The sequence below is a fragment of the Cupriavidus sp. GW823-FHT07A04 genome, from assembly GCF_058794615.1.
Genome location: NZ_JBXAHA010000035.1, coordinates 41,295 through 52,904, shown reverse-complemented (window position 1 = coordinate 52,904; position 11,610 = coordinate 41,295). Strand labels below are relative to the sequence as shown.

The 11,610-nt window shown below is 68.1% G+C and carries 8 protein-coding genes; 4 read left to right on the top strand and 4 right to left on the bottom strand.

The genetic code is table 11. The annotated features are described in order from the left end of the window. Positions 1–148: 148 nt before the first annotated feature. The 3 genes from AC1Q7Q_RS38765 to hemC are packed head-to-tail and all read right to left on the bottom strand — an operon-like array spanning position 149 to position 4,513. Positions 149–1,339 carry a heme biosynthesis protein HemY gene (locus AC1Q7Q_RS38765; protein ID WP_174422644.1) on the bottom strand — a complete coding sequence of 397 codons (1,191 nt, stop codon included), beginning with the start codon at positions 1,337–1,339 and terminating at the stop codon, positions 149–151. 3 nt (positions 1,340–1,342) lie between these two features. Continuing rightward, entirely contained in the window at positions 1,343–3,502 is a 2,160-nt protein-coding gene (hemDX, locus tag AC1Q7Q_RS38760; protein WP_492376708.1) for a fused uroporphyrinogen-III synthase HemD/membrane protein HemX, read from the bottom strand. A 9-nt stretch (positions 3,503–3,511) separates the two neighbouring features. Further along, the gene (hemC, locus tag AC1Q7Q_RS38755) at positions 3,512–4,513 is read right to left on the bottom strand and encodes a hydroxymethylbilane synthase (protein ID WP_492376709.1); all 1,002 of its coding nucleotides are present in this window, start codon (positions 4,511–4,513) and stop codon (positions 3,512–3,514) included. A gap of 79 nt (positions 4,514–4,592) precedes the next feature. Between hemC and ppc the strand changes: the two genes are divergently transcribed. Next, complete coding sequence (ppc, locus tag AC1Q7Q_RS38750) at positions 4,593–7,607, top strand: phosphoenolpyruvate carboxylase (RefSeq protein ID WP_492376710.1); 3,015 nt, start codon at positions 4,593–4,595, stop codon at positions 7,605–7,607. A 182-nt stretch (positions 7,608–7,789) separates the two neighbouring features. On the opposite strand, the gene AC1Q7Q_RS38745 is transcribed toward ppc, so the two are convergent. After that, positions 7,790–8,425 carry a ferritin-like domain-containing protein gene (locus AC1Q7Q_RS38745; RefSeq protein ID WP_492376711.1) on the bottom strand — a complete coding sequence of 212 codons (636 nt, stop codon included), beginning with the start codon at positions 8,423–8,425 and terminating at the stop codon, positions 7,790–7,792. A gap of 195 nt (positions 8,426–8,620) precedes the next feature. Here AC1Q7Q_RS38745 and AC1Q7Q_RS38740 point away from each other — a divergent pair, with 195 nt between their 5' ends. The 3 genes from AC1Q7Q_RS38740 to argH all read left to right on the top strand — a co-directional run bounded on the left by AC1Q7Q_RS38740 (position 8,621) and on the right by argH (position 11,515). Beyond that, complete coding sequence (locus tag AC1Q7Q_RS38740; RefSeq protein ID WP_416049442.1) at positions 8,621–9,226, top strand: sigma-70 family RNA polymerase sigma factor; 606 nt, start codon at positions 8,621–8,623, stop codon at positions 9,224–9,226. Continuing rightward, the gene (locus AC1Q7Q_RS38735) at positions 9,223–9,969 is read left to right on the top strand and encodes an anti-sigma factor (protein ID WP_492374993.1); all 747 of its coding nucleotides are present in this window, start codon (positions 9,223–9,225) and stop codon (positions 9,967–9,969) included. The genes AC1Q7Q_RS38740 and AC1Q7Q_RS38735 overlap by 4 nt, the downstream gene beginning before the upstream one ends. 136 nt (positions 9,970–10,105) lie before the next feature. After that, positions 10,106–11,515: an argininosuccinate lyase gene (gene argH, locus AC1Q7Q_RS38730; RefSeq protein WP_492374992.1), complete on the top strand. Its 1,410-nt coding sequence runs from the start codon at positions 10,106–10,108 to the stop codon at positions 11,513–11,515. The last annotated feature ends 95 nt before the right edge of the window (positions 11,516–11,610 follow it).

The window sequence follows — 11,610 nt, the reverse complement described above, 5'->3', positions numbered from 1 at the left end:
TCCGGCGCGCCTTCTTTGCCTACTTTCTTGGCAAGACAAGAAAGTAGGTCGCCGCCCCGCAGGGGTGGTGAAACTGCTGTTGAAGTTGCGGTTAATCCCTTGACGTTGAAGCTAATTTTGCAGTTGACATCAACCCCAACCCACCCCCTCAAGCCGCCAAAATCGCACTCTCCCGATAATGCCGCTGTGCCTCCTCAGGCCGCTCGGTCTCCTCAAACATCTTAGCCAACGCCAGATGCGCCCGAACCCGCAGCCTGCGCTGCAGGTCAGCATCCGCATATTTCAACGCCCGCTCAAAGCTGGACTGCGCCTTGCCCCATAGCTTCTCGCCCAGGCACAGCACGCCTAGCGTGAAGTAGAGATCCGCGTCCACAGGATGCTGCGTCAGCCATTTCTCCGCCTGCTGAATCTGCGGCAGCGCACGTCCCGGCTCCGCGCATTCGGCATAGCGCAAGACCAGCCGGCTATCCCAGTTGACCTTGAGCGCGTCCTCCACGATCTTGCGCGCTTCATCCTGACGGCCCAGCGCCGCGAAATAGCGCGCTGCGGGCTCGGCGATGCGGGCCGCGCGGCGTTCGTCGGTGGACAACGAACGCCAGAAATCCTGCAGGCCCTGCACGTCGTGGCGGCGCTCCTCCAGCAGGGCCTCGCAGGCCAGTTGCTTGAGGCGCAGCGCCAGCACAGGATGCAGGGCATTGCGCTTTTCCAGCGAGCGCGCCAGGCGCAGGACTTCGGTCCAGTTCTTCAGGTGCTGGTGGGCACGCAGCGCGATGCGCTGCACGTGGATCTGACGCGCGCCCTGGGCCTGCAGCTGCGCGATGGTTTCCAGCGCGCCTTCCGCATCGCGCGCGTCGACCAGCAACTCGGCCATCGACACCAGCCGGGCCTGCTCGCGCTCAGGATCGGTCACCTGCGCCATCCAGGCGTCGCGCCGCTCGGTTTCCTGCATGCGGTGCGCCGCGCGGGCGCCGATCAGCGCTGCCGTCTGGGCCTGCTCAGGCCAGGCCTGGGCCTCGCGCGCGGTACGCTCGGCACGGGCAAAGCGGCCGGCGAACAGGTTCTCGATGGACTCGCGCAAGGCCGCCTGCGCGCGGTTCATGCGGCTGCGCTCGCGGTAGGCCGCGGCACGCGCCGGCATCTCGGACAGATGGCGCGCAGTGCTGAGGATGGTCCAGACCACGAAGAACGCCAGCAACAGCAGGGCCAGCGCCAGGTTCAGCGACAGCTCAACCCGGTAAGGCGGGTAGAACAGAACCAGGTTGCTCTGGTTGAATTGCGTGAACAGCGCGAGCCCGACCGCGCCGCCAAACAGGATAGCTACCCAGAAAAGAAGCCGCATGCGCTACTCCTTCTTGAGCGCTTGCAGCGCGCCGAGGCTTTCCGCCATGGTGGGCAACTGCACCGTCACGGCGCCGGCCTGGGCCTGCTTGAGCAGGGTCAGAACGGCCTGCACGCGGCGCGACTTGGTGTCGCAATAGCGTCCGATCATGGCTTGCGCGGCCGCCAGGTCATTGCGGAACACCGGCTCGTTGCGCGACAGCAGCGCCAGGCGCGCATTGAGCAGCCGCAGCTTGACGTTCTCGCGCAGGAACCAGCCCTGGTCGCCGGTCAGCAGCAGTGCCTGGGCATCATCCACGCGGCGGATGCGGATAACCTGCATCAGCTCGTCGCGCACACTGCCCCACAGGCGGCCAAACCAGTTGCCGATCGCGTTGCCGGCCGGCGCGGCCTCGTCCTTGGCGGCATTCTTGCCAGCCTTGGCGCCGGCGGGCTTGGCGGGCTTGTCGACAGCCTCCGCCTTCCCGTCCGTCTTGCGCGCATCCGCTTCACTGCGCTCGAGCATGCGCTCGCTCGACAGCAACGGCAGCGTATCGATCTGGTTGATGGCTTCATCGAGCTTGATGGCGGCACCGGTCAGGTCCGTATCCGGCACGGCCTTCATGCGCGCCACGTCGCGGGCGATGGCACGGCGCAGCAGGTTGTACTGCGGCTTGTCGGTCCGTGCAAGGCGCGTGTCGGCGCTTTGCAGCGCGGCCAGTGCTACCTGCACATTGCCCGTCAGCTGGAGTTGCTGGCCGGCGTTGGTGAGCAGTTGCTGGATCTCGGCAATCTCCCAGTCGTCGCGGTTGCGCATCAGGTCCTGGTAGACCTGCTCCAGCGCGGATTGCTTGTCGCGGGCCTCGCCCACCTGGCCGTCCAGCGCGCCAACCTTGGCCTGCAGTTCCTTGACGGTGTCCTGCGCGTTGCGCGAGAGCACCCGGGTTTCCTGCACCAGCGCATCGTTGCTCTGCTGGCGCCGCGCCAGTTCCTGGGTCAGGTGGTCCACGCGCTGCTGCAGCCACCAGAAACCGCCGCCGATGGCCAGGATCAGCAGGAACAGCAGCAACCACCATGGATTGACGCGGGGTGCGCCGCGCGCGGGCAGCGAGGCGCCAGCCGCGGGAGGCGGGCTGGAAGCGGGAGGAGCGGTATTGTCTTGCGTCACGCGATCGACCTTCGTTGACGTTGCGGGCGGTGGGTTGACTGGTGGTGGTGCCGGGAGTGGCGGCACCGTGGCGAGCGGGACGGGCGCGGCGGCAGCCGGCGGCGCCGCGACAGGCATCGGCGCCGGCGGGCCGGCATGCGCCTGCGCCCACTGGCGGCAAGCCGCCAGCAGGCCTTCGTCTCCGGGTGCGGCGCGCAGCAAGTGCGAGAACCCGAGGGCCAAGGCCTGTTCGGCGATTCTCGCATGGGGCGCGATGCACTGCACCTGGCGCAGGCAGGCGAGCTCTTGCGGGCTCAGGGCCTGGCGCGCCATCTCATCGAGATTGCGCACGGCTTCGGAACTGGTCAGCAGCCAGGCCTGCGGTGCCGCGCCCGGCTTGAGCGCGTCGCGCACGGCTTGCCATTGCATGCTGCCGGGCGTGGGGACCGAGCGCTGGTAGGCCTCGACCGCCTGCACCTCGGCGCCGGCGGCGCGCAGGCGCTCGGCCAGCCAGTCGCGTCCGCCATTGCCACGGATGATCAAGACCTTACGTCCGGCAAGCGCCCCGGCACCAAGCTGGGCTTCAAGCTGTTGCCACAGGGCCTCGGAATCGAAGCGCGCCGCGGCGCCGTCGCCACCGTTGGCGGCGTCGCCGTTGTCTGCCTCATGGCCGGTCGTGCAACCCGCCGGGGCGATCACGCGATAGTTGGGCGCGGCAATCCCGCGCTCGGCCAGCGCAGCCACGCTGGCGGGGCCAACCACGGCTACCGCTACGGATGCCGGCCACTGCGGCGCGGGCTTGTCCTGCACCTGGGCCAGCGCATCGAGTGCGAAGGCCACGGCATTGGGACTGACGAAGACCACCAGCGTGAAGTCCGCCAGTTGCGCCAGCGCCGCGCGCAAGGGGGCATCGTCGGCCACGGGGCCGATCGCCAGCAGGGGAAAGCCAAGCACGTCCAGGCCGGCGGCCGACAAGGCCTCGGTAAGTTGCCGGGACTGCCCGGCGGGTCGTGTTACAACGACGGTCGGGCGGGGCATGGGCCGGTCTCAGGCAGGGGCTTGAGGGGACGCCGGATCCACCAGCGCCGCGAGAATATCAGCCGCGCCCTGCCCCAACAGGTCCTGGGCAACGGCCTTGCCAAGCGCTTCGGCCTGGCTGGACGCATCGGCGCCTTCCACCACGGCCGCGGACTGGGCCCGCACGCTGCGGCTGCCGTCGGGCAGCGCCACGAAGGCGTCGATGTGCAGTTGCGTGCCCTCCCAGCGCGCATGCGCGGCAAGCGGCACCTGGCACGAACCGCCCAGCATGCGCGACACGGCACGCTCGGCGGTCACGGCCAGCGCGCTGGGCGCATGGTTCAGCGGCGCCAGCCACGCGGCCAGCTCGGGGCGGCCGGACGGGATCTCGATACCCAGCGCGCCCTGCCCGGCTGCCGGCAGCGAGCTGACGGGATCCAGCACGGCACGGATACGGTCGGCCAGGCCAAGTCGCTTGAGGCCGGCGGCGGCCAGGATGATGGCGCCGTAGTCGCCGCGGTCGAGCTTGGCCAGGCGGGTATCCAGGTTGCCGCGCAGCGGCTGGATCACCAGGTGGGGGTAGCGGGTGCGCAACGCGGCCTCGCGGCGCAGGCTGGAGGTGCCTACCACGGTGCCCGCGGGCATGTCGTCCAGCGAGGCGAAGCGGCTTGAGACCAGCGCATCGCGCGGGTCCTCGCGCTCCATGATGGCGGTCAGGGCAAACCCTTCAGGCAACTCCATCGGCACATCCTTGAGGGAGTGCACGGCGAGGTCGGCGCGGCCTTCGGCCATCGCGATCTCGAGTTCCTTGACGAACAGGCCCTTGCCGCCAACCTTGGACAAAGTACGGTCTAGAATCTGATCTCCGCGCGTCGTCATTCCGAGAATGGACACATCGCACGCGGGATAGTATTGTTGCAACGCAGCACGCACATGCTCGGCCTGCCACATAGCCAGACGGCTTTCACGGGAGGCGATGACTAGCTTGCGCGGCGCAGCGCTGGACGAAGACGGGGAGACGGATGCTTGCATCCGCGAATGTTAGCACGCACCCCAAGCCGCTCCGGGCCAACAGACAACACACAATAGATAAGAAACGACAGGAGATTGCATGACGCAGCAAGCTGCGCGCCCCGCAGGCCGGCGCAAGCCAACCGCCAGCCGGGCAGACGCCCCCGACACCGCATTGGCTTCCGCCTCGATTCCCGCGACCGCCCCATCTGCCCCATCCGCCAAGGCCACCCGCGCCAGGCGCACCAGCGCCGCGAAGCCTGAAGCCGCGCCCGCCGCGACCCCGGCCCGCCGCGCCAGCGACAAGGATGTGCCCCTGCGCGAGGACATCCGCTTCCTGGGCCGCTTGCTGGGAGATTGCGTGCGCGAGCAGGAAGGCGAATCGGCCTTCGAGCTGGTCGAGACCATCCGCCAGACCGCCGTGCGCTTTCGCCGCGAGAACGACCGCGCCGCCGGCGCGGAGCTGGATCGTCTGCTCAAGCGCCTGTCGCGCGACCAGACCAACTCGGTGGTGCGCGCCTTCAGCTATTTCTCGCACCTGGCCAATATCGCCGAGGACCAGCACCACAACCGCCGCCGGCGCGTGCACGCGCTGGCCGGATCGCCGCCGCAGCCGGGCAGCCTGGCGCATGCGCTGCAGGCCATCGACGCGGCCGGCGTAACCGGCAAGACACTGCGCAAGTTCTTCGACGAAGCGCTGATCGTGCCGGTACTGACCGCGCACCCGACCGAAGTCCAGCGCAAGAGCATTCTCGACGCCGAGCGCGAGATCGCCCGCCTGCTGGCCGAGCGCGACCTGCCCATGACCGCGCGTGAGCGCGATCACAACACCGCGCTGTTGCGCGCGCGCGTCACCACGCTGTGGCAGACCCGCATGCTGCGCAATACGCGGCTGATGGTGGTGGACGAAATCGAGAATGCGCTGTCCTACTACCGCACCTGCTTCCTGCGCGGCATCCCGCAACTGATGAGCGAGCTGGAAGAGGACATCGCCGCGGTGTTTCCCGCCGCGCGCAAGAGCAAGGCTGCGCCTGCCGCCTCTACCCAGCTCGCGCCCTTCTTCCAGATGGGCTCCTGGATCGGCGGCGACCGCGACGGCAACCCCAACGTCACCGCCGACACGCTGCAACACGCCGCGAGCCAGCAATCGTCGCTGATCCTGGAGTGGTACCTGGACGAAGTCCACGCGCTGGGCGCCGAACTGTCGATGTCGAGCCTGATGGTGGAGGCCAGCCCGGAACTGCTGGCGCTGGCGGATGCCTCGCCCGACCACTCCGAGCATCGCGCCGACGAGCCGTACCGCCGCGCACTGATCGGCATCTATGCGCGCCTGGCGGCAACCTGCCAGGCCGTCACCGGCCAGGCCGCGCCGCGCCACCCGGTGGCCGACTCCGCGCCCTATGCCGACGCGCAATCCTTTGCCGCCGACGTGCAGGTCGTGATCGACTCGCTGCGCGCCCATCACGGCGAGGCGCTGGCGCGCACCCGCATCGACGCGCTGGCCAAGGCCATCGCCGTATTCGGCTTCCACCTGGCCTCGATCGACATGCGCCAGGTGTCCGACGTGCACGAGGCGGTGATCGCGGAACTGTTCGCCGCAGCCGGGGTTGAGGCCGACTATGCCGGCCTGACGGAAGCCCGCAAGCTGGAACTGCTGCTGGCCGAACTGCGCCAGCCGCGCCTGCTGACACTGCCCTGGCATGCCTATTCCGAGCAGACCCGCAGCGAGCTGGCCATCCTGAACATGGCGCGCGAGTTGCGCGCCCGCTACGGCGCGCGCGTGGCCCGCAACTACATCATCTCGCACACCGAGACGCTGTCCGACCTGGTCGAAGTGCTGCTGCTGCAGAAGGAAACCGGCATGCTGCACGGCACGCTGGGCAACAAGACCAACCCGGCGCGCCCGGAACTGATGGTGATCCCGCTGTTCGAGACCATCGAGGACTTGCGCAACGCCGCCGGCATCATGCAATCGCTGCTGGAGCTGCCGGGCTTTGCCTCGGTGATCGCCCACCATGGCGGCGAGCAGGAAGTGATGCTGGGCTACTCCGACTCCAACAAGGACGGCGGCTTCCTCACCTCCAACTGGGAGCTATACAAGGCCGAGCTGGCACTGGTGCAGGTGTTCGAGGCGCGCCGCGTGAAGCTGCGGCTATTCCACGGCCGCGGCGGCACCGTTGGCCGCGGCGGCGGCCCGACCTATCAGGCCATCCTGTCGCAGCCGCCGGGCACGGTCAACGGCCAGATCCGCCTGACCGAGCAGGGCGAAATCATCAACAGCAAGTTCGCCAACGCCGAGATCGGCCGGCGCAACCTGGAAACGGTGATCGCCGCCACGCTGGAAGCCTCGCTGCTGCCGACGCAGAACGCGCCGAAGGACCTGGCGACGTTCGAGGCCGTGATGCAGCAGCTCTCGGATCGCGCGTTCACGTCGTATCGTCACCTGGTGTACGACACGCCCGGCTTCAAGGACTACTTCTTCGCCACCACGCCGATCACCGAGATCGCCGACCTCAACCTGGGTTCGCGCCCGGCCTCGCGCAAGCTGATGGACAAGAAGCAGCGCCGCATCGAAGACCTGCGCGCGATTCCCTGGGGCTTTTCCTGGGGCCAGTGCCGGCTGCTGCTACCGGGCTGGTACGGCTTTGGCAGCGCGGTCAAGGCACTGCTGGACGAGGCGCCGGACGAGCGTGCGCACAAGGCGGCCGTAGCCACGCTGCGCCGCATGGTCAAGACCTGGCCGTTCTTCACCACGCTGCTGTCCAATATGGACATGGTGCTGGCCAAGACCGACCTGGCCGTGGCCTCGCGCTACGCGCAGCTGTGCGAAGACGCCGCGCTGCGCAAGACGGTGTTCGCGCGCATCAGCGCCGAGTGGCACCTGACGTGCGAGATGCTGGCGCTGATCACCGGCCGTCATGAACGCCTTGCGGACAACCCGCTGCTGGCCCGTTCGATCAAGAACCGCTTCGCCTACCTGGACCCGCTCAACCACTTGCAGGTGGAATTGCTCAAGCGCTACCGCTCGGGCAAGGACGGTGACGACATCCGCGTGCGGCGCGGCATTCACCTGACCATCAACGGGGTGGCGGCGGGCCTGCGCAACAGCGGCTAAGGCGAGGCTGCGCACACTGCGCAAAAAAAGCCGCCATGGTGCCAGCCACCATGGCGGGGAACCCGTCCGGCCAGTAGGCCGGACGGCGCAGAGTGTGGCTCGTCTACCGTGGGTATTGGCTATCCGGGCAGAAACGGCAGACCGGGCGCGCGGCTCTCCATCCGATATTGGCGGCCAGGCTTTTAGCCGACGAACGCGCCCGGCACCGGGTCTTCGCCGAGCACCGAGAGCAGGATGGCCCAATGCATCGCTTCGTCACCCAGGATGCTGCCGGCGGCCTTGGTCAGCTCGCGATTGTGGAAGTTCGGCAATACGCCCAGGTAGGCCGCGGTGGCCCCCTTCTCCAGGCCGGCGGCAAAGCGCAGTACGTCGGCCTGTGTTTTCAGCTGATCGGTCGGGAAGCCGTATTCGCCCGGCTTTTTGGTGATCACGGGGCTGCCGCCCATCTTGGACACCGTGCCCGCCAGCACCTGTGCGTGTGCCTTGTGGTGCGTCTGGAACTTGACCGCTGTTTCCAGCACGGGTTTTTGCAGCAAACCGCTCTCCGCGCCAACCTGATAGGCCGCGATGGCCTGGTATTCCAGCCCGAGGGCAACATTGAGAATCGCGATATCGTCCTTGGTGCTGCCGGACTGAACCTGCGCCCATGCTGGCATCGACTCGCCCAGGCTCATCACCGCCAGCGATCCCAGCGCGAATAGGCCGGGGACTTTCAGCAAGCCGCGCCGGCGCGCATCCGGCGCAACAAGGATGCGGCTGTCCGTGTCCTCGCCGGCCTGGCGTTCGTGCTGCGCGGTGCTCGACTGCATGCGTTCCATGGTGTTCTCCTGTATAGGGGTGGACGGCGCCTTCATGGGGTCGCATGCGCTCGGATGCGGCTTGCATCGCGGCTGCAACGGCGGCGCCTGTCTCTTCTACGCGCGCAATTGGCCATCGGATGCAGCGATCCTTCGCATGCCGCGCGCGAGCCGTGCCTATAATCCGGGAACGTCACTTGCTGATATCCGCCCCCGGTGCCCTCCTCCCCCGCCGACTCCTCTTTTGCCCCCAGGCCGGCCGACGCCGACCTGCTTGCCGCGTTGCTGCAAGGCGCGGCCATGGGAGACCGGCACGCCTTGCGGCAGCTCTACGACCAGACCGCAACGAAACTGTTTGGCCTCGCGCTGCGTATAACCAACAGGCACGACTGGGCGGAGGATGTGGTGCAAGAGAGTTTCGTCAGCATCTGGCATCACGCCGGCGACTACCGGCCGCACCTGGCTGCCCCGATGACCTGGATGACAGCCATCGTGCGCAACCGGGCGCTGGATTGCCTGCGCCGCCAGGCAGCTGCCCGCACCAGCCAGACCGTGGAGCTGGACGACAGCCTTGGCGAGTGGCTGGCCGACGAAGCGGCCGGCCCGGCGGAACTTGCGCTCGCCAGCCAGCAAGCGCGGGCGTTGAACCAGTGCCTGCAGCGGCTGGAACAGCCACAGCGGCAGGCTATCTCGCTGGCCTACCTGAAGGACATGAGCCATAGCGAGCTGTCCGAACAATTGCAGGTGCCGCTTGGCACCATCAAGTCATGGATACGGCGCGGCCTGGAGCGCCTGCGCACGTGCCTGGAAAGCCTGTCATGAACCTCAGCCGCCATCCCGACCTGATCGACCGCCTTGCCGCGCAGTACGCGCTGGGCGTGTTGCGCGGGGGCGCGCGCCGCCGGCTGGAGACGCTCGCCCGCGAGGAACCCGCGATCCGCGCTGCCATCAGCCACTGGCAGTCCAGGCTGTCAGGCCTTGCCGAACTCCAGCCTGCCTCGGCGCCGGTGGAGAAGGTGTGGTGCGGGATCGAACAACGGCTGGGCTGGCAAGCCATGAAGGCGTCCGACGCGGCCACCCCGGCCGGTGCGGCACCCGCAGCCTGGTGGCAACGGCTGTGGGCCGCCCCCGGCTTCTGGCGCGGTGCCACCATGGCGACCGCCGCGCTGGCAGCCGTGGCAATCGGCCTCAACGTGCGGATGGTCCGTCAGCTGGACACTGCCCCGCTGGTCAATGCCGTGGCCGTGCTCAACGACGATCGCGCCCAGGCCGCCGTACTTGTGACCTGGGATGCACGTTCGCAAGCGCTTACCTTGCGCCGCCTGGATCACCTGCCACTGAACGATGCGCAGGCCCTGCAGCTTTGGGCCCTCCCCGCCAGCGGCAAGCCGCAGTCGCTCGGCGTGATCGGGCACCAGCGCCAGTTGCGCCTGGCGGTCGCCCAGGCGCTGGGCAAGGTGCCGGCGCTGGCGATCAGCGTGGAGCCGCGCGGCGGCTCGCCCGACCCCAACGGCCCCACCGGGCCGGTGGTGTTCAAGGGCCAGGTCATCGACAACACCTTATAGGGCGGTCCGGGAGGCCCTCCCGGACCCGCTACCGTCTGCGTGGGGCCCGGCAGCGATATAATCGTGGTTTCCCCGAATTCTCTCGTTCGCCCCGCGGCCCGCCGCCGGCTTGCGAGCTAACCCAGCCTTACCGCCCATGACCTCCCAACTTGCCAAGAAAGGCGAAGCCTGGTCCGCCCGCTTCTCCGAACCGATGTCCGACCTGGTGAAGCGCTACACCGCTTCGGTGTTCTTCGACAAGCGCCTGGCTCTGTTCGACATCCAGGGTTCGCTGGCGCACGCCGCCATGCTGGCCAAGCAGGGAATCATCGCCGAGGCCGACCGCGCCGAGATCGAGCGCGGCATGACGCAGATCCGTGGCGAGATCGAGGCCGGCGGCTTCGAGTGGAAGCTCGACCTGGAAGACGTCCACCTGAATATCGAAGCGCGCCTGACCGCGCTGGTCGGCGACGCCGGCAAGCGCCTGCACACCGGCCGCTCGCGTAACGACCAGGTCGCTACCGATATCCGCCTGTGGCTGCGCAGCGAGATCGACACCATCATCGGCCTGCTGGGCGCGCTGCGTGGCGCGCTGCTGGACCTGGCCGAGAAGAACGCCGACACCATCCTGCCGGGCTTCACCCACCTGCAGGTGGCCCAGCCGGTCACCTTCGGCCACCACCTGCTGGCCTACGTGGAAATGTTCACGCGCGACGCCGAGCGCATGGCCGACTGCCGCCGCCGCGTGAACCGCCTGCCGCTGGGCGCCGCCGCGCTGGCCGGCACCAGCTACCCGATCGACCGTGAGTTCGTGGCGCAGCAGCTGGGCTTCGACGGCGTGTGCCGCAACTCGCTGGACGCCGTCTCCGACCGCGACTTCGCCATCGAATTCTGCGCCGCCGCCGCGCTGGTGATGACCCACATCTCGCGCTTCTCCGAAGAACTGGTGATCTGGATGAGCCCGCGCGTGGGCTTTATCGATATCGCCGACCGCTTCTGCACCGGTAGCTCGATCATGCCGCAGAAGAAGAACCCGGACGTGCCCGAACTGGCGCGTGGCAAGACCGGTCGCGTCAACGGCCACCTGATCGGCCTCTTGACCCTGATGAAGGGCCAGCCCCTGGCGTACAACAAGGACAACCAGGAAGACAAAGAGCCGCTGTTCGACACGGTGGACACCGTGGCCGACACGCTGCGCATCTTCGCCGACATGGTGCCGGGCATCTCGGTCAAGCCGGACGCCATGCGCGCCGCCGCGCTGCAAGGCTATGCCACAGCCACCGACCTGGCCGACTACCTGGTCAAGCACGGCCTGCCCTTCCGCGATGCCCACGAAGCCGTGGCCCACGCGGTGCGCGCATGCGACAACCGCCGCTGCGACCTGGCCGACCTGACCGTGGCCGAGCTGCGCGAAGTCACCGGCCTGGGCGACAAGGCCGCGCTGATCGGCGATGACGTGCACGCGGTGCTGACGCTGGAAGGCTCGGTCGCGGCGCGTAACCACATCGGCGGCACCGCGCCGGCACAGGTACGCGCGGCCATTGCCGCGGCGCGCGCCACGCTTTAAACGCAGGCTGAGGATTCAATGCAGCGCAGCGTGCCGATGTAAGTTTCACGTAAGTTTTGTTTTGAAAGAAAGCCGCCAGGGCAGACCCCTGGCGG